17 protein-coding genes are annotated in these 16,543 nt (G+C 60.9%); 6 read left to right on the forward strand and 11 right to left on the reverse strand.

Annotated features, from left to right (window positions below):
- Nucleotides 1-3: 3 nt before the first annotated feature.
- From pcaD to ACJ8OK_RS02780, 4 genes are read right to left on the reverse strand one after another with little or no spacing between them, the layout of a single operon-like run.
- Nucleotides 4-765, reverse strand: coding sequence for a 3-oxoadipate enol-lactonase (gene pcaD, locus ACJ8OK_RS02765; RefSeq protein ID WP_060559842.1), 762 nt, complete (start codon nucleotides 763-765; stop codon nucleotides 4-6).
- 8 nt (nucleotides 766-773) lie between these two features.
- A complete protein-coding gene (gene pcaF / locus ACJ8OK_RS02770) occupies nucleotides 774-1,976 on the reverse strand; it encodes a 3-oxoadipyl-CoA thiolase (RefSeq protein ID WP_033632706.1) in 1,203 nt (400 codons plus the stop codon).
- Nucleotides 1,954-2,634 (reverse strand): 3-oxoacid CoA-transferase subunit B, encoded by a 681-nt coding sequence (locus tag ACJ8OK_RS02775; RefSeq protein WP_033632707.1) that lies wholly within the window; start codon nucleotides 2,632-2,634, stop codon nucleotides 1,954-1,956. The genes pcaF and ACJ8OK_RS02775 overlap by 23 nt, the downstream gene beginning before the upstream one ends.
- Before the next feature lie 10 nt (nucleotides 2,635-2,644).
- Nucleotides 2,645-3,331, reverse strand: coding sequence for a 3-oxoacid CoA-transferase subunit A (locus ACJ8OK_RS02780; RefSeq protein ID WP_021505764.1), 687 nt, complete (start codon nucleotides 3,329-3,331; stop codon nucleotides 2,645-2,647).
- Between the two features lie 243 nt (nucleotides 3,332-3,574).
- Here ACJ8OK_RS02780 and ACJ8OK_RS02785 point away from each other — a divergent pair, with 243 nt between their 5' ends.
- Nucleotides 3,575-4,408: an IclR family transcriptional regulator domain-containing protein gene (locus ACJ8OK_RS02785; protein ID WP_033632708.1), complete on the forward strand. Its 834-nt coding sequence runs from the start codon at nucleotides 3,575-3,577 to the stop codon at nucleotides 4,406-4,408.
- A 10-nt stretch (nucleotides 4,409-4,418) separates the two neighbouring features.
- On the opposite strand, the gene ACJ8OK_RS02790 is transcribed toward ACJ8OK_RS02785, so the two are convergent.
- Genes ACJ8OK_RS02790 through fdhD form a run of 3 tightly spaced genes read right to left on the reverse strand, consistent with a single transcriptional unit; the run spans nucleotide 4,419 to nucleotide 7,234 of the window.
- Nucleotides 4,419-5,381 carry a Dyp-type peroxidase gene (locus ACJ8OK_RS02790; protein WP_033632709.1) on the reverse strand — a complete coding sequence of 321 codons (963 nt, stop codon included), beginning with the start codon at nucleotides 5,379-5,381 and terminating at the stop codon, nucleotides 4,419-4,421.
- A gap of 34 nt (nucleotides 5,382-5,415) precedes the next feature.
- Nucleotides 5,416-6,333: a bestrophin family protein gene (locus tag ACJ8OK_RS02795; RefSeq protein WP_033632710.1), complete on the reverse strand. Its 918-nt coding sequence runs from the start codon at nucleotides 6,331-6,333 to the stop codon at nucleotides 5,416-5,418.
- Nucleotides 6,334-6,391: 58 nt separating this feature from the next.
- Complete coding sequence (gene fdhD, locus ACJ8OK_RS02800; protein WP_033632711.1) at nucleotides 6,392-7,234, reverse strand: formate dehydrogenase accessory sulfurtransferase FdhD; 843 nt, start codon at nucleotides 7,232-7,234, stop codon at nucleotides 6,392-6,394.
- A gap of 295 nt (nucleotides 7,235-7,529) precedes the next feature.
- Between fdhD and umuD the strand changes: the two genes are divergently transcribed.
- From umuD to ACJ8OK_RS02815, 3 genes are all read left to right on the forward strand, one after another.
- Nucleotides 7,530-7,964: a translesion error-prone DNA polymerase V autoproteolytic subunit gene (gene umuD / locus ACJ8OK_RS02805; RefSeq protein WP_015378308.1), complete on the forward strand. Its 435-nt coding sequence runs from the start codon at nucleotides 7,530-7,532 to the stop codon at nucleotides 7,962-7,964.
- A 2-nt stretch (nucleotides 7,965-7,966) separates the two neighbouring features.
- Entirely contained in the window at nucleotides 7,967-9,319 is a 1,353-nt protein-coding gene (gene umuC, locus ACJ8OK_RS02810; protein ID WP_318161099.1) for a translesion error-prone DNA polymerase V subunit UmuC, read from the forward strand.
- A gap of 377 nt (nucleotides 9,320-9,696) precedes the next feature.
- On the forward strand, nucleotides 9,697-11,046 hold the full coding sequence (locus tag ACJ8OK_RS02815; RefSeq protein WP_442530374.1) for a colicin-like pore-forming protein: 1,350 nt from the start codon (nucleotides 9,697-9,699) through the stop codon (nucleotides 11,044-11,046).
- A gap of 52 nt (nucleotides 11,047-11,098) precedes the next feature.
- Here the strand turns inward: ACJ8OK_RS02815 and ACJ8OK_RS02820 are convergent, their stop codons facing one another.
- The 4 genes from ACJ8OK_RS02820 to ACJ8OK_RS02835 form a co-directional block, all read right to left on the reverse strand.
- On the reverse strand, nucleotides 11,099-11,515 hold the full coding sequence (locus tag ACJ8OK_RS02820; protein ID WP_060559840.1) for an RbsD/FucU domain-containing protein: 417 nt from the start codon (nucleotides 11,513-11,515) through the stop codon (nucleotides 11,099-11,101).
- A gap of 49 nt (nucleotides 11,516-11,564) precedes the next feature.
- Nucleotides 11,565-12,329, reverse strand: a complete 765-nt coding sequence (locus ACJ8OK_RS02825) for an SDR family NAD(P)-dependent oxidoreductase (RefSeq protein WP_021505753.1) — start codon at nucleotides 12,327-12,329, stop codon at nucleotides 11,565-11,567.
- Between the two features lie 21 nt (nucleotides 12,330-12,350).
- Nucleotides 12,351-13,586: an MFS transporter gene (locus tag ACJ8OK_RS02830; protein WP_228392596.1), complete on the reverse strand. Its 1,236-nt coding sequence runs from the start codon at nucleotides 13,584-13,586 to the stop codon at nucleotides 12,351-12,353.
- 270 nt (nucleotides 13,587-13,856) lie between these two features.
- A complete protein-coding gene (locus ACJ8OK_RS02835) occupies nucleotides 13,857-14,894 on the reverse strand; it encodes a LacI family DNA-binding transcriptional regulator (protein WP_442530375.1) in 1,038 nt (345 codons plus the stop codon).
- Between the two features lie 295 nt (nucleotides 14,895-15,189).
- Between ACJ8OK_RS02835 and kynA the strand changes: the two genes are divergently transcribed.
- Both kynA and sbmC read left to right on the forward strand, forming a co-directional pair.
- Nucleotides 15,190-16,032 carry a tryptophan 2,3-dioxygenase gene (gene kynA, locus ACJ8OK_RS02840; RefSeq protein WP_004935005.1) on the forward strand — a complete coding sequence of 281 codons (843 nt, stop codon included), beginning with the start codon at nucleotides 15,190-15,192 and terminating at the stop codon, nucleotides 16,030-16,032.
- A 22-nt stretch (nucleotides 16,033-16,054) separates the two neighbouring features.
- Nucleotides 16,055-16,522, forward strand: a complete 468-nt coding sequence (gene sbmC, locus ACJ8OK_RS02845; protein WP_442530376.1) for a DNA gyrase inhibitor SbmC — start codon at nucleotides 16,055-16,057, stop codon at nucleotides 16,520-16,522.
- Nucleotides 16,523-16,543 lie beyond the last annotated feature (21 nt).

A 16,543-nucleotide genomic window follows, 5' to 3' on the forward strand; every position in this document is an offset into this window, starting at 1 on the left:
GCTTCATTCCTTTTCAGTAAGAAACTCGACAACGCAGCGGTTGAAGAGATCCGGACAGGCGATGTTGGAAATATGCGATGTCGGCAACCGCCGCAGATCGGCGAGTGGCGCATTGGCGACTAAAAACTCGGCGTCCGCCACCGTCGTGACCGGATCTTGCTCACCGGCAATCACCCGCATCGGCCGCGTCATCAAGGCAACCTCGGCGCGCAGGTCGGCCTGCGCCAGCGCCTCGCAGCAGGCGGCGTATCCCTGCGGATTACCGGCCGCCAGGGCCGCCACCAGCGCAGCCACCTGCTCGGGGTGGCGCTGCGCGAATGCCGCGCAGAACCAGCGCGCGGGTGAGGCGGCGGCGATCGGCGCCAACCCGTGTTCCCGTACCTGCTGCGCGCGTTGTCGCCAGCCTTCGGCGTTGCCGATGCGGGCGGCGGTATTGGCGACCACCAGCCGTCCGATGCGCTCGGGGTGATAACGACTGAGCCAGAGCCCGGTCAATCCTCCCATCGAAATGCCGCAAAAATGGGCGTTCGGCGCATCCAAATGGTCGAGCAGGGCGATGACGTCTTCAGCCAACTGCTGCAGTTGCAGCGGCGCTTTCGCCAACGGGGTGGCTCCGTGGCCGCGCTGGTTGTAGCGCAATAGGCGAAAGCGTTCGGTCAGCGCCGCCAACTGCGGTTGCCACATCTCGAAGGTGGTGCCCAGCGAGTTGGACAGCACCAGTAGCGGTGCGTCGGCCGGGCCGTCGAGGCGATATTCAATATCCATGATTGACCTCATACCCGTTCGATAATCAGTGCAATGCCCTGGCCGACGCCGATGCACATGGTGCACAGCCCGTAGCGCCCGCGCGTTTTTCGCAGTTGCCAGGCGGCGTTCATCACCAGCCGGCCACCGGAGGCGCCCAGAGGATGGCCGAGCGCAATCGCGCCGCCGTTCGGGTTCACCTGCGGCGCATCGTCGCGCAGTCCCAGCTCGCGGGTCACCGCCAGCGCTTGCGCGGCGAAGGCTTCGTTCAGTTCGATCACGTCCATCTGTTCGAGGGTCAGGCCGGCAATATGCAACACTTTGCGCACCGCCGCCGCCGGTGCAAAGCCCATGATCGCCGGTTCGATGCCGGTGACGGCGCTGGCAATGATGCGTGCCATTGGCCGCAGGCCATGGCGAGCCACGCTGCGCTCGCCGGCCAGCAGCAACGCGCAGGCGCCGTCGTTCAGGCCGGATGCGTTGCCGGCCGTAATGCTGCCCTGCGGGGCGACCACCGGCCTGAGTTTTTCCAGTGCGGCTAAGGTGGTGGCGCGCGGATGTTCGTCCTGGTTGAAGGTCAGCGGCTCGCCTTTCTTCTGCGGGATAAGCACCTCGATCAGTTGGTCGCTGTAAAAGCCGCTTTCCTGTGCGGCGGCGGTGCGTTGCTGGCTGCGCAGGGCGAAGGCGTCCTGATCGCGACGGCTGATACCGAATTGCGACGCCACGTTTTCGGCGGTCTGCGGCATCGTGTCCACGCCGTACAGCGCCTGCATCTGTGGGTTGATAAAACGCCAGCCCATGGTGGTGTCTTCAATCTTCATCGTGCGGCTGAAGGCGCTTTCCGCCTTGCCCATCACATAAGGCGCCCGCGACATGCTTTCCACGCCGCCGGCGATCATCAGCTCGCTCTCGCCGGTTCTGATGGCGCGCGCCGCAGCTGCTACCGCATCCAGGCTGGATCCGCACAGGCGATTGATGGTGCAGCCGGGCACCTGCACCGGCAGGCCGGCGAGCAGCAGCGCCATGCGCGCGACATTGCGGTTGTCTTCCCCCGCCTGATTGGCGCAGCCGAACAACACGTCGTCCACCTGGCTCCAGTCGAGCGTCGGATGGCGTGCCTGCAGCGCTTTCAACGGCAGAGCGGCCAAGTCGTCGGCGCGTATGCCGGCCAGGCTCCCATTGAGGCGACCGAAGGGCGTGCGGACGGCGTCACACAGATAAGCTGGATTCATGGCGCGGTTCCCCGTGTTGAAGGGTGAAAGTCAGTTCGACCGGGGTGACGTCCTGCAGTTGTTGCGGGGTCAGGCCGGCAAATATTTCACGCACCACCAGTCCCTGGGGAGTGACGTCCATCACCGCCAGATCGCTGTAGATGCGGTCGATGCAGCCGACGCCGGTTAACGGATAGCTGCATTGGCGGACGATTTTGCATTCACCCGTTTTGGTCAGGTGTTCGGTCATCACAAACACCTGGCGTGCGCCGATCGCCAGATCCATCGCGCCGCCGACCGCCGGAATCGCCCCCGGTGCGCCAGTGCTCCAGTTCGCCAGATCGCCGCGTTCGGAGACCTGATAGGCGCCCAGCACGCAAATATCCAGGTGGCCGCCGCGCATCATGGCGAAAGAGTCGCCGTGGTGGAAAAAGCAGCCGCCTTTCAGCAGCGTAACCGGTTGTTTGCCGGCATTGATCAATTCCGGGTCCTCTTCGCCCGGCGTTGGCGCCGGGCCCATGCCGAGAATGCCGTTTTCGCTGTGCAGGAAGATCTCTTTATCGGCCGGCAGATAGTTGGCGATCTGGGTTGGAATGCCGATACCGAGATTGACGTAGGCGCCTTCGGGAATATCGCGCGCGATGCGCTCAGCCAGCTGTTGATGGGTCAGTTTGCTCATGATGCGTTCCTTAAGCCGAAAGCTGGGCTGCACGGGGAGAAGAGGGCACCAGACGCTGCACGAAGATGCCGGGCGTGATGATGTTTTCCGGATCCAGTTCGCCCAACGGCACCATATGGTTGACTTCGACGATGGTGCAGTTGGCGGCCATCGCCATAATCGGCCCGAAGTTGCGCCCGGTTTTGTCATAGCGGAGGTTGCCCCAACGGTCGGCTTGTTCTGCCTTGATCAGCGCGAAGTCGGCCTTCAGCGGCAGTTCGAAAACGTATCGGCGGCCGTCGATCTCGCGGGTTTCCTTTCCTTCCGCCAATTGGGTGCCATAGCCGGTCGGGGTATAAAAACCGCCGATCCCGGCGCCGGCGGCCTGGATGCGCGCCGCCAGATTGCCTTGCGGAACCAGCTCCAGTTCCAACTCGCCGCGGCGGTAGAGGTCGTCAAACACCCAAGAATCTGCCTGCCGTGGGAAAGAACACACCACTTTGCGCACACAGCCGGCTTTCAGCAGAGCCGCCAGGCCAAAATCGCCGTTACCGGCATTGTTGCTGATCAGCGTAAGCGCGCGTGGCCGGCGACGGATCAGCGCATCCAGCAGTGCGTAGGGCTGCCCGGCCGGACCGAATCCTCCGACCATAAGGGTGGCGCCATCCGGAATATCTGCGACGGCGGCGTCTGCGGACGCCATGCTTTTATCTATCATCAGTTCTCCTCAAGGCTCGGTTAGGACGTTGCGCCAACAACCAGCGGGTTTGAAATTAACCTAGAGGATGAAAAAAGCATCAGCAAGTGCGAATATCAGAACATTGTGCGATTATCGGTGCATTGAGGTTTTAGGTCTGCATTTTGTGATGCAGGCGGCTAAATTGGCATCGGATGTGATACGCAGGGCTTTGCTGCCGTATTGAGCGTGTAAATTGAGAGCAGATACTAATGGGAGGCCTGAATGAGTGAAGTTCCTGAATTTGGCACCGAAGAACTGCGTCGGCTGCAGGAGATCGGTGATTTAAGCAACGACCAGTACAAGGGCGATCCTAATTTTATGGCCTCGCTGGCCAGAGGGCTGGAGGTGTTGCAGGCCTTCAAGCCACAGTATTCGCAGATGTCGGTGTCAGAGATCAGTCAACAAACCGGCATTCCGCGCGCAGCGGTGCGCCGTTGTTTGTATACCCTACGAGCGCTGGGATTCGTGCATTGTCCCGATGGGCGCCACTATCGCTTGCTGCCGCGTGTGCTAACTATCGGTCACGCTTATCTTTCCTCTTCCGAGCTGGCGAAGGCGGCGCAAAACTCGCTGGACTATCTCAGCAAATTGCTTAATGAATCCTGCTCGGTGGCGACGCTGGATGGCGATAACATTTTGTATATCGCCCGGGCCTCGGTTAAACGCATCATGACTATCGATCTGGGGCGCGGCAGCCGTCTGCCGGCCTATGCGACGTCGATGGGGCTGGTGTTGCTCAGCGCGCTGGACGAGGGAGAGCTGGAGGATTATCTGTCGCGGGTCACTTTCGAACCGCTGACCGAGTTTACCGTCACCTGTGCGGAGCAGCTGCAGGAACAGTTAGCCAGAGTTCGCAGACAGGGGTATGCCATCAACGATCAACAGTTAGAGATCGGCCTGCGTTCCATTGCGGTGCCGATGCATTCACGCAAAGGCGGGGTTGTGGCGGCAATGAACGTCGGCGTCAATGCGTCGCAGATCTCGGCGGCGGAGCTGCGCGAACGAGTGCTGCCGCAGCTGCAGCGCACGGCGATGGAGCTGGCGCTGCTGCTGTAGGGAGAACGGATTAATGCAGTTCGGCGCCGCTGCGATCGGCCAGCGCTTCCAGCAGCGGGGCGGAAGGCACGAAGAACAGGGTACCGGTCACCGCGCGGCTGAAATCGAGCAGCCGATCGTAGTTGCCGGCCGGGCGGCCGATAAACATGTTTTCCAGCATCTGCTCGATCGGCTGCGGGGAGCGCGCATAGCCGATAAAGTAGGTGCCGAACTCGCGCAGGCCGGGGCGGCCGAACGGCATGTTGTCGCGCAGAATTTTCACCTCGTTGCCTTGCTCGTCGGTGATGGTGGTCAGCGAACTGTGTGATGACGACGGTTTGACCGCTTCATCCAGCTCGATGTTGGACTGCTTATGGCGGCCGATGATCTTCTCCTGCGTTTCCACGCTGAGCGAATTCCAGCCCTGCATGTCGTGCAGGTATTTCTGCACCAGCACATAGCTGCCGCCGCTGAACGCCGCGTCTTCGTCGCCGATCACCGTGTAATCGAAGGCTTCATGCCCTTCCGGGTTCTCCGTGCCGTCGACGAAGCCGATCATGGCGCGCTGATCGAAGTAACGGAAGCCGTGCACCTCCTCGATCACCGTCACGGCGTCGCCTAGCTTGCCGATCAGCTGAGAGGCCAGTTCAAAACACAGATCCATTTCATCGGCGCGGATATGCAGCAGGATATCGCCGGGCGTGGCAACGGCGACGCGTTCCCCGCTGCCGATCGGGCTGAACGGATGCAGCTGGCGGGGGCGCGGCGCGCCGAACAGCGTATCCCAGGCCTCGGAGCCGAAGCCGCAGACGCAGGTGAGGTTGCCCGCCGGCGCGCGTTTGCCGACCGAACGCACCACGGCGGCGATGTCGCCGCACCAGGCGCGAACCGCCGCCAGATGGGCGGGAACGGGCGACAGGGTGGCGACGATAAAGATGGCATGGCGCGTCACCGGCGTGAATACGGCTTGCGGCAGGGGGGTATTTGCATTCATTGCATTCGGCTCCAGTGTGTTCGGGTGAAATAGCTCAGATCAAATTAAAGTGCTCGTCGGGTTTCATCGGCGGTGGCAGCGGGCTTTGGCCATTCATTTCCAGCAGGTTGCGCTCAATGGTGTTGCAAATGGCGTTTAACGGCAGATGGTTGGCCGACACGCCGAACGGATCCTCCAGCTCTTCGGCCAGTGAGTCCCAGGATAAGAAGGTATAGGAAATGAACACCGAAACAAACGGTGTCATGTAATGCAGATCGGTCACCAGGGCAAAAGGCAACAGGCTGCAGAACAGGTAAACGGTGCGCTGCAGGATCAGGGTATAGGCGAACGGCACCGGGGTGCTGGCGAGCCGTTCGCAGCCGCCGAGGGCGTGGGACAGCTCGCTCAGCTTGTTGTCGAGCAGCTCGAAAGTGATGTCGCTCAATAGCCCCCGTCGGCGCAGCTTGCCGATCTCCTGGCCCAGCATCAGCAGGATGCGGTTGGTCGGCATCGGGCTGGCGATCACTTCGGCCAGCTCTTTGCTGCTGAGATTGTGGTACAGATCGGCGGTGGGATCGGTGGCGCGCAGCTGATGCTTCAGGCTCCAGCTGAAGGCGATCAGCAGCTTGGCGACCTTTTGCTGCACCGCCGGTTCGTCCGGCAGCAGGCTTTTGATCTGGCGCAGCAGGGATCGCTCGGTAATCAGCAGCGAGCCCCACAGGTTGCGCGCCTCGACAAAGCGGCTGTAGCCGGCATTATTGCGAAAGCCGAGAAAAATCGCGATGGCGATGCCCAGCAGGCTGAACGGCGCGATGGTCAAATGCACGCCGAGCTGTTCGTACCATTGGTAGCTGATCACCGCCACTATCGACATCAGCACGTTCAGCGACAGGCGAAAGGTGATCTTTGACAGCACGGAACCGTGCCAGGCGAACAGGCGAAAAAACCAGTTCTGGTGCGGGCGGATTATCATAACGTGGGCGCTTCCTGGTGTCCTGCTATTGAGAATAGTCGATTCTTATCCGGCGGGGTTAGGCCGCCGTTGTCGATTGCCAGAGCCGCTGCGGGTGCGTATAGACGGTGGCGCGCCCCGGCTTGCTGAAGCCCACCAGCGTGAGGTTGCTGCGCTCGGCCACCTCCACCGCCAGGCGGGTGGCGGCGGAAACGGCGAACAGGATCTCGACGCCGCACATGGCGGATTTTTGCACCATTTCGTAGCTGGCGCGGCTCGACACCAGCGCCGCCCCTTGCAACCACGCCTGTTGGCTGCGATAACCCAGCAGTTTGTCGAGCGCCACATGGCGGCCGACGTCTTCACATCCGCCGTTGAGCGCGCCGTCCGGCTGGATCCAGGCCGCCGCGTGGGTGCAGCCGGTCAGTTTCCCCACCGTTTGCACTTCCTGCAGCTGCGCCAACGCCCGATCGAGCAGCGCCAAATCGAAACGCTGCGTGAAAGGCAGCGGCGCGATGGGCTGAGCGACCTCCTGCAGTTGCTCGACCCCGCAGACGCCGCAGCCGGTGCGGCCGGCCAGGCTGCGGCGCTTCTCTTTCAGCTGCATAAAGCGGCGGCTCGAGAGTTCCACATGCACTTCAATGCCATTGCAGGCCGGTTGCTGGCGGATGTCGTAGATATCGTCGGGGGAGGCGATGATGCCTTCGGACAGCGAAAAACCGATGGCGAAGGCCGCCAGGTCTTTCGGCGTCGCCATCATCACCACGTGGGAAATGCCGTTGTACACCAGGGCAACCGGCACTTCTTCCGCCAGCCAATCTTGTTGCGCCTGAGCCAGATCGTTGCGCTGCCAGACCGCATGGCGAGACAGGCAGGCCTGTTCGATGTCGTCGGTTTCTGCGAGGAGTAGGTGCTTGTTCATAACGTTCTCGTGACCGTCGGTGACGAGGCGCCGACGGGGATGAATGCTTATTGAGCAGGTGTGGGCATTATACAGGATTCTGATCCCGCTCGCGTAGGGAATCACGCCCTGCAGGTTATCCACAGTTTTAGTGGATAACGTGTGCGCAAGGCAGAGTGAAACCGTTAGCAGGCGTAAAAAAAAATCACTCAGAAAATTATTATATTACGCGGGAAAGCGCGATCCGCAGGGGGATTTGGGGTTGCGCGCGTTCGCGTTTTGTTTATGCTTTACTGTATAAATATACAGTTTGGTTATGATTATGCTGAGCAATTCAAGGTTGTATGCTTTTTCACCAGGTGAGTCTCTGACGTTACCGCTGTTTGCCGATCGCGTGGCCTGCGGCTTTCCTTCCCCGGCGCAGGACTATGTCGAGAGCCGGCTGGATATCGGCAAGCTGCTGGTGCGGCATCCCAACGCCACCTACTTTGTACGCGCCAGCGGCGAGTCGATGATCGACGGCAATATTCAGGACGGCGATCTGCTGATCGTCGACAGCGCCCTGACGCCGGAACACGGCAATATCGTGATCGCCGCCGTGGACGGTGAATTCACCGTCAAAAAACTGCAGCGCTACCCCGACGTGCGGCTGTTGCCGATGAACCCCGCCTATGCGCCGATCGTGTTCAACGACGAGGCGCAGTTGGAGATCTTCGGCGTGGTGACCTTTATCGTCTACGCGGCGCTGTAACCATGTTTGCCCTGGTAGACGTCAACAGCTTCTACGCCTCCTGCGAAACCATCTTTCGGCCCGACCTGCGGGGGCGGCCGGTGATCGTGCTGTCCAACAACGACGGCTGCGTGATCGCCCGCAGCGCCGAGGCGAAGGCGTTGGGCGTGCCGATGGGCGCGCCTTATTTCAAAATCAAAGAGGAGATGCGCCGCCGCAACGTCGCGGTGTTTTCCTCCAACTACGCGCTGTACGCCGACATGTCCCGCCGGGTGATGGACACGCTGGAGGAGATGGCGCCGGCGGTGGAGATTTATTCGCTGGACGAAGCCTTTCTGCGGCTGGACGGCGTGGCGCACTGCGAAGCGCTGGAACCGTTCGGCCGGCGGGTGCGCGATCGCATCCGGCGCGAGCTGCATTTGACGGTCGGGGTCGGCATTGCGCCGAGCAAGACACTGGCTAAACTGGCCAACTTCGCGGCCAAGAAATGGCGCGGCACCGGCGGCGTGGTGGATTTATCCGATCCGGTGCGCCAGCGCAAGCTGCTGGCGTTGATCCCGGTGGAAGAGGTGTGGGGCGTGGGGCGCCGCCTGACACGCCAGCTGCAGGCGATGGGGATCCACACCGCGCTGCAGCTGGCGGATTGCGATACCCGGCTGGCGCGTAAAACCTTCAGCGTAGTGCTGGAGCGCACGATACGTGAACTGCGCGGCGAATCGTGCCTGCGGTGGGAAGATGAGGCGGCGGCGAAAGAGCAGATCATCTGTTCCCGCTCGTTCGGCCAGCGCTTGACGCATTACCCGCATATGCGCGAGGCGATCTGCAGCTACGCCGAACGCGCCGCCGAAAAGCTGCGGCAGGAAAAGCGCTACTGCCGCAACGTGTCGGTGTTTATCAAAACCAGCCCGCATTCGGCGGGCGAAGGCTATTACAGCAATATGGGCACCGCCCGGCTGCAAACCCCGAGCAACGACAGCCGCGACATCATCGCCATGGCGGTGCGCGCGCTGGAGAGCATCTGGCAGGAGGGGCGACGTTACCTGAAGGGCGGCGTGGTGCTGGGGGATTTCAGCGCCGCCGCCATGGCGCAGATCGACCTGTTCGACGACTGCCCGCCGCGCCGCAACAGCGAACGGCTGATGGCGACCCTCGATCGCCTGAATCAGGAAGGGCGCGGGCGCGTATGGTTCGCCGGGCAGGGGATCGTCAAACCGTGGCAAATGAAGCGCGAAATGCTGTCGCCGGCTTACACCACCCGGCTGGCGGATATCCCGCTGGTGCGGCTGGGGGAGCGGGAGCCGCGTGATGCTCCACGGGCTGCTGCGCGGCCCAATCCGTCGAGACCTAAGGGAATAGGCGATAATAAGGCAGGATAAGCATGGCATGATCTGTGCGCCGACGATCTTCACCGCGTCCACCCCCCGAGTTCAGAACCCGGATGCGTCGCTGGCCGCCTGGCGGCTGAGCGCGTACAGCCTCTCTTATTCACCATTCGCCGTTTTGCGCTGTTTGATCACATATGTCCCTTGGATATTTCAGTCTCTAACGCCTGTATTGCAAAAGGCGCGCATGCGTTGGCTCGTTGATTGTTTCACCGACCAGACAGCCGCCATCCGTTGTCCTTATTTCTGCAGTTTTTTATAAATGACGGGCAGCTAAAAACGGTTTGCCGATAGGGATAATGCGCGTGTCAATCCGCGTTAAACGAGAATATCGGCATCTTAAAAATAAAACGAAATAAGGATGAAAGCATATGCCTGGATTTAATTATGGCGGTAAAGGAGATGGGACTAACTGGAGTTCTGAACGCGGTACGGGCCCTGAGCCGGGGGGCGGCGATAAAGGCCATTCCGGCGATCGCGATCGCGGCGGCGCCGGCGTTGGCAACAGCCCGGAACAGCAACAGATAACGGCGATCCAAAACGATCCGGCGCTGCGCATGAAGCTGGAGGCGGTGATTAAGGCGGCGCGCAGAATTAACCCGGCTGCGAAATTGCATATTGAAAGCGTCAGCCCATCCGGCACGCTGAGCCTTTCCGCCACCGGTTTGACGGCCGATCAGGCGAAGCACATTGGCCTGGGGGGGCTGGTGATGGGGGTCAACGCCAAGGGGGTGACAGTGGCGATCGGGGATATCGAAACCGGCCATGCGCGCAAGCCCTCAACTCCTGGCAAAGGCGGCAACAATGGCCTGAATGCCGGGCAGATCGGCGCCTCTTCGTTAGGCAGTTTCGTGACAGACTCGCATCGCGATCGGCCCGTCAGCGGCTGGCATGGCAACGGCAAAACCGGCGAATTCTCGACGACCCGCACGACCGGGAGTTACTACGGTTTTCATCATTTGAAGGTGGAAAAGCAAGACGGAGTGGCGACCTACAACCTCTACTATAAGGCCAATAAGAACCGGCCCGCGTTTATCGCCGTGGTGAGAGGGGATAACCTGAATGCCATGGAGGTGAAATATGCCAACGGCAAACCGGTAAAATCGCCCGGCTCGGTAAAAACGATCGTTAAGGAATTCGTCGAATATCAAAATGCGGAATTAAAAGCCATCAAGGATGGCGTCAGCCTGGCCGCAGGTATCAATAAAGATATTGCGGAAAAGATCGGCGCGAAATACGCCAAACTCGCCAAGGATTTGGAGGCGGGAATACAAGGAAAATATATCCGCAACGTGCAAGATGCGGAGAAAACCTACGAGCAATTGACGAAGGGCCTGAACAAAAAGCTTAAGGCGCAGGACAAAGCGGCGATTGTCACCTGGCTGAAAATGATCGATGCGGAACAGTATGCCCGCAATGCGCGGGTATTGGGCAAGGTCTTCTCCGGGGTGGATTGGGCGATCAAAGGCGCGGATCTGGTAAACGCCGCGATTGAAGGTTTCTCAACCGGCAACTGGAAAGCGTTCCGCAACCAGCTCGAAGCGCTCGGGTTGTCGATCGGCGCAGGGTATACGCTCTCCGCTATCGCCGCGTTTTTCGCGCCGACGCTGGTGTCGTCGACGGTGGGCATTTTCGCCTTCGCTTACCTGTTTGGCTGGGCCACCAGCTATATCGATGCGGAACGTGCGGGGGAGCTGGAGAAGTGGGTCGCTGACCTGTAACGGCATGAGGGGGCTGGCCCCCTCATTTTACCCCTCACACCCTCTACCTCTTTTACACCACCGGCGCCACCGTCAGCAGCAGATTGGCGAAACGGCGCTGTTCGCCGGAGGCGATCACCAGCAGCGTTCGATCCGATTTGACCGCGGCGTAAAACGCCTCGCGCGGCAGGTGTTCGACCGGGCAATGTGCCGGCAGCAGCTGCCGGTATTCGGTTTCGATGGTGTTGGTGAAGTCCGGCGGGCAGGCCATCAGCGCCGCGCTTTCCACGTTGATGCAGGCCAGCAGTTTTTCCAGGATTGGCGGGGCGGCGAGCGTGCCGGGCGCCAGGTTCAGATAGACCACGGTGGCGTCTTTCGGCGCGTGCGTCACGCAGGCGTAGTTGCCGTCGGCGATCAACACCTGGGTTTTATGCCCGCATTGCGCCAGTGCGGCGAGCAGCGGCGGGTGAGTGATGGCGGATTTGATCATAAAGCGATTCCTGAATGGGCGGGCGGCAAGCGCGCCGCCCGCAGCTGAATTACATGCGGTAGATGCCGCCGTTGATGTCGAGAGTCGCGCCGGAGATGAAACCGTCGTATTCCGCCGCAAGGAAGGCGATGGCGCGCGCCACGTCGTCCGGTGTGCCTGCGCGGCCCAGCGGGATGGCGCGAACGGTTTCCTCCGCCGATGCCTGGGTGGTGTGGCGATTGTGGAAACGGGTGCCGAGGATCAGGCCGGGCGCCACCGCATTCACCCGGATGCCGTGCTCGCCCAGCTCCGCCGCCAGCGAGCGCGTCCAGGTGAGCACCGCGCCCTTGGTGGCGGAATAGACCAGCGAGCCGGCGTGCCCGCCGGCGCGGCCCGCCTGTGAGGCCAGGTTAACGATGCTGGCGCCGTCCGGCGCCGCTTTCAGGTGCGGCAGCGCGCTCTGGGTGACGTTCAGCATGGTGGTCATGTTCACGTCGATCACGGTTTGCCAGAAGGCGCGGTCGATCTCGCCCAGCCATTTGCGCCCGACGATGCCGCCGACGTTATTGATCAGGATATCGATGCCGCCGAGCAACTCGGCGCCGGCCGAGACGCAGCGCAGCGTTTCGTCGGTGTCGATGAGATCGGCGTAGCCGTAGGCGGCCTTTTGCCCCAATGAATGGGCCAGCGCCACCAGCGCTTTGGGGCCGCTTTCGTCGCTGTGATAGTGAAAATAGATGTCGCACCCGGCCTTGATCAGCCGCTCCGCGGTGGCGCGGCCGATGCCCTGTTCCGCCCCGGTGATAAAGACCTTTTTGCCCGCAAGATCGCCCATGATTGACTCCTTATTGGTTCGTTAAGAATTGATGACGCCTTCACGCTGTTTGGCGCAGTAGAAAATGCAGATCAACCCGGTGGCCAGCAGGCACGAAGCCAGGAAAAACAGCCCCGGCGCGCTGCTGCCGGTCAGATCGTTCAGCACGCCCACCGCATAGGGGGCGACGAAACCGCCGATATTGCCGATGCAGCTCACCACCGCCAGCCCGGCGGCCGCGGCTGCGCCGGTGGAAATGTTGGCGGGCATGGATAGGAACGGCGGCACGGCGGTATAGATGCCGATGGCGGCGATGCACAGGAATGACAGCGCGACGAACGGGTCGTATTTAAAAAATGTCACCGCGCCCATCAGGCCGATGGCGGCGATCACCATGCTGAGGCCGGCGAACACGCCGAGTTTTTTGGTTTTGCTGGCCCACAGACTCCACGGATAGACCAGCAGCGCGGCCAGGCCGTAGGGAATGAGCGCCAGCAGGCTGACGCGGAAGATATCGCCGCCGGAAATGGCGCTGATGATCGACGGCAGCCAGGTGCCGAAGCCGTAAATGCCGCACACCATGCCGAAGTTGAGCAGCGCGTAGAGCAGGTATTTCTTGTTTTTAATCCCTTTCAGGAAGTCGCCCAGCGTGATTTTAGAGCCGGATTTGGAGCGGCCGGCGTTGCTCATCAGCCAGGCCTTTTCCTCCACGTTCAGATAGCCGACATCCTTGGGCGAGTTCTTGATCAGGAATGGGATCAACAGGCCGATGACGATCGGCGGCAGCCCTTCGAGGATGAACAGCAGCTGCCAGGGGGCGAACCCGAACCAGTCATGCTGAATATTGAGAATAAAGCCGGAAATCGGCGAGCCGACCGCGTTGGACAGCGGTTGGACGATGATGAACATGCCGAGAATTTTAGTGCGGTACTTTTCCGGGAAAAACACCGTGAAGTAATACACCACCGAGGGAAAGAAACCGGCTTCGCACACGCCCAGCATAAAACGGCAAATATACAGCTCCAGCGGCGTGCGCACAAAACCGAGCAGGGTCGCGAAGATGCCCCAGGAAATTAATATTCTGGCGAACCAGATGCGCGGGCCGAATTTTATGGTGCCGGCGTTGCTGGGTATTTCAAACAGGAAATAGCCGATAAAGAAAATCCCGGAGGCGAAGCCGAAGGCCGAGGCGGTCAATCCCAAATTATCTTCCAGCGCTTTGGCGGCGTAGGCCATATTGTTGCGGTCGAGAAAGGCCAGGAAATACAACAATATCATGAGGGGCACAATATGCAGCGTCAATTTCCTGATGGCGCTGCGTTCAATATCCTTTGGCATTATTTTTTTCATCATGGTTTTTCCCATGTGGTTAATCGGAATAATAGCGGCCCGGCCCAAAGCAATGAGCGGAGAGCTGAATAACGACGTTGCGTGCATAAAAGCGTCGCGCCGTTTATTTATTGCGACGATTCTATTTTTTCTGCTTTTAGCTGTAACGATCCGGACGATGCCGACTGCGCATCGTCTGGGAAAGCCGTTTTTACTCTATTAACCGGCGGTTTTGACCGAGCGCCGGCTGATGACCGTCGGCGGGAAGAGAAACTCGCCGGGCGGTTGCGAATCATTGTTGATGCGGCCGATCAGGCGTTCGACCATCAGCTGTGCCATCTCCGCCAGCGGCGGCCGGACTGACGTCAGCCCCGGTTCGGCCAGGCCGGCCAGCGCGATATTGTCGATGCCGATCACCGAGATGTCTGCGGGCACCTGGGCGCCGGCGGCGCGCAGGCCCACCATCAGCCCGATGCCCAACGCATCGTTAATCGCCACGATGCCGTCCGGGCGCGGCGCCAACGCGAGAACGCGCGGCGCCAGCGTCAGCCCCAATTCGAACATTTCCGTGTCGCCGTAGGCGCTGGTGGCCTTGCCTTCGATCACCCGTTGGCGTTCACTCAGGCTGTGCCCCAGGGCGCTCAGAAAACCGTCGATCTTGTGGCTGCGCCCGACGGTCAGCGTCGCTTCGGTGGCGAACACGATGTGTCGGCAGCCGCGTTCGAGCAGGTGCTGTGCGGCCAGGCGCCCGGCGGCGATATTGTCCATCGACACGCTGTCGAACAGCCGGTTATCGGTGGCCATCGGCTCGGCAAACGGGCTGTCGTAGCTGACAATCTTCATGCCGCGCTCGGCGGCCCGAACAAAATGGGTCTGGCGAATGTCGCTCGCCGCCACGATGATGCCGCGCACGCCGTGCAGGAACATATCGTCGATAAACGCGGCCTCCTCCTGCTCCTGGCGGTAGGCGTTGCCGAGCAAGACCCGGTAACGGTGAGCCCGCGCCGCGCCGTCGACCGCATGCGCCAGCGCCGAAAAGCTCGGGTTAACGATCGACGGCAGCAGCAGGCCGATGATTTTCGCCTGCGGCGCGGGTGCCGCCGCCGATTGAGCCGGCCGGTAGCCCAGGGTCGCCATCGCCCGTTCGATGCGCTCACGGGTCTGCGCGCTCATCTGGTGACTGCGATTATTCAGCAGGTTCGACACGCTGCTGATGGACACGCCGGCCAACCGCGCCACATCACGAATATTTGCCATTTGCCGATACCTTGCTGCCTGCCGTTAGCCTGCAATCTATAAGGGAAGCCGGCCGCAGGCAAGCTGCAACCGGGGCGGCGCGCGCATGGGATCGCGCATTTGTGAGAGTCGTCAGGCGGCAGCCGTGTTGTTTACTAAACAACAACGGGGGTGGGGCACTGTGTTAACGCAGATGAGTGAGATCTGCGAAGCATCTCTCGTTTATCGCCCTTCGGGGCGGCGGGTTCTGTACTATTGTTTTCTCTTTGCGGCACGTTCCAGGCCGATGGGGCGCTGGGCGCAACGGAGATCACAGATGAACAAACGGGAATTAGAAAGCGCGATTGTCACCGATTTTTCCAAACGCATGAGCTATGGCGACTACCTGTGCCTGGACCAACTGCTGGACTGCCAGCACCCGCTCTCCAACCCGCCGCATCATGACGAAATGCTGTTCGTGATACAGCACCAAACCTCCGAACTGTGGATGAAACTGATGCTGCACGAGCTGCAGGCGGCGCTGCGGCTGGTGCAACAGGACAAACTCAGCCACTGTTTTAAAATCCTCGCGCGCGTCAAACAGATCCAGCGGCTGCTGTTCGAGCAGTGGGCGGTGCTGGAAACGCTGACGCCGTCGGAATACGTCGAGTTTCGTGACGTGCTGGGCAGTTCGTCGGGCTTCCAGTCGCACCAGTACCGGTCGATCGAATTCCTGCTCGGCAACAAGAACGCCGCCATGCTGGCGGTGTTCAGCAACGACGCGGAAAGGCACGCCGCGCTGAAGGCGATCCTCGAAGCGCCGAGCCTGTACGACGAATACTTGCTGTATCTGGCGCGCCACGGCTTGCCGATCCCGCAGGAGTGTCTCGAGCGCGACTGGACGCAGCCCTACCAGCGCAACCCGGATCTGCTGCCGGCGTTTAAAGTGATCTACGACAACCCGCAAACCTACTGGGAAGCCTATGAAATGGCGGAGAAGCTGGTGGATATCGAAGAGAGTTTCCATCTGTGGCGTTTCCGCCATATGAAAACGGTGGAGCGGATCATCGGCTTTAAGTCGGGCACCGGCGGCTCCAGCGGCGTCAGCTTCCTGAAAAAGGCGTTGGATCTGACCTTTTTCCCCGAGTTGCTGGACGTGCGTACCGAAATCGGTGCCTGAGACATTGTGAGGGGGAAGGGCGATGAGCGTGAGGATTATCGATAAGGCGGCGGAGAAGGTGGTGGGAGTGAGAGTCGTGGGGCCGTATCCGCAGACTATCCCGCAGGGCTCGCAGCATCTGTTGGCATGGCGGCAGCGCCACGACGTGCCGTTCGGCAAATGGCTGGTGCTGTACTGGGACGATCCGGCGGAAGTGGCGCCGGAAAAGCTGCGCGCCGACGTGGTGATGAGCGTGGCGGACGATTTCGCGCTGCCGGCGGGCAGCGAGGGCGTCACCGTGCAGACGCTGCCCGCCGGGCAGTATGCGGTCTACCACGTGCGCATCAGCGATGGCGATTTCGAGCGGGTGTGGGGCGAGTTCTATCAGAAGCTGCTGCCGGCCAGCGGCTACCAGCCGGTTGAGGGGGTGAGCTATGAGCACTATCTCAACGACTGCGAGGCCGACGGCTATTTCGACCTCGATATTTACCAGACGGTGAAGAAGTGGTGAAGGGGAAATGATAAAGAGGGC

The sequence above is a fragment of the Serratia sp. CY71090 genome, from assembly GCF_052166845.1.
In the GTDB taxonomy this organism is placed as follows: Bacteria; Pseudomonadota; Gammaproteobacteria; order Enterobacterales; family Enterobacteriaceae; genus Serratia; species Serratia nematodiphila.

Coding starts and splice junctions, on each gene's coding strand:
- ACJ8OK_RS02780 (WP_021505764.1), bottom strand. CDS start 3,331: ATGATAGATAAAAGCATGGCGTCCGCAGACGCCGCCGTCGCAGATATT.
- ACJ8OK_RS02835 (WP_442530375.1), bottom strand. CDS start 14,894: ATGGCAAATATTCGTGATGTGGCGCGGTTGGCCGGCGTGTCCATCAGC.
- ACJ8OK_RS02785 (WP_033632708.1), top strand. CDS start 3,575: ATGAGTGAAGTTCCTGAATTTGGCACCGAAGAACTGCGTCGGCTGCAG.
- pcaF (WP_033632706.1), bottom strand. CDS start 1,976: ATGAATCCAGCTTATCTGTGTGACGCCGTCCGCACGCCCTTCGGTCGC.
- ACJ8OK_RS02820 (WP_060559840.1), bottom strand. CDS start 11,515: ATGATCAAATCCGCCATCACTCACCCGCCGCTGCTCGCCGCACTGGCG.
- ACJ8OK_RS02825 (WP_021505753.1), bottom strand. CDS start 12,329: ATGGGCGATCTTGCGGGCAAAAAGGTCTTTATCACCGGGGCGGAACAG.
- ACJ8OK_RS02815 (WP_442530374.1), top strand. CDS start 9,697: ATGCCTGGATTTAATTATGGCGGTAAAGGAGATGGGACTAACTGGAGT.
- umuC (WP_318161099.1), top strand. CDS start 7,967: ATGTTTGCCCTGGTAGACGTCAACAGCTTCTACGCCTCCTGCGAAACC.
- kynA (WP_004935005.1), top strand. CDS start 15,190: ATGAACAAACGGGAATTAGAAAGCGCGATTGTCACCGATTTTTCCAAA.
- ACJ8OK_RS02790 (WP_033632709.1), bottom strand. CDS start 5,381: ATGAATGCAAATACCCCCCTGCCGCAAGCCGTATTCACGCCGGTGACG.
- fdhD (WP_033632711.1), bottom strand. CDS start 7,234: ATGAACAAGCACCTACTCCTCGCAGAAACCGACGACATCGAACAGGCC.
- ACJ8OK_RS02775 (WP_033632707.1), bottom strand. CDS start 2,634: ATGAGCAAACTGACCCATCAACAGCTGGCTGAGCGCATCGCGCGCGAT.
- ACJ8OK_RS02830 (WP_228392596.1), bottom strand. CDS start 13,586: ATGATATTGTTGTATTTCCTGGCCTTTCTCGACCGCAACAATATGGCC.
- ACJ8OK_RS02795 (WP_033632710.1), bottom strand. CDS start 6,333: ATGATAATCCGCCCGCACCAGAACTGGTTTTTTCGCCTGTTCGCCTGG.
- pcaD (WP_060559842.1), bottom strand. CDS start 765: ATGGATATTGAATATCGCCTCGACGGCCCGGCCGACGCACCGCTACTG.
- sbmC (WP_442530376.1), top strand. CDS start 16,055: ATGAGCGTGAGGATTATCGATAAGGCGGCGGAGAAGGTGGTGGGAGTG.
- umuD (WP_015378308.1), top strand. CDS start 7,530: ATGATTATGCTGAGCAATTCAAGGTTGTATGCTTTTTCACCAGGTGAG.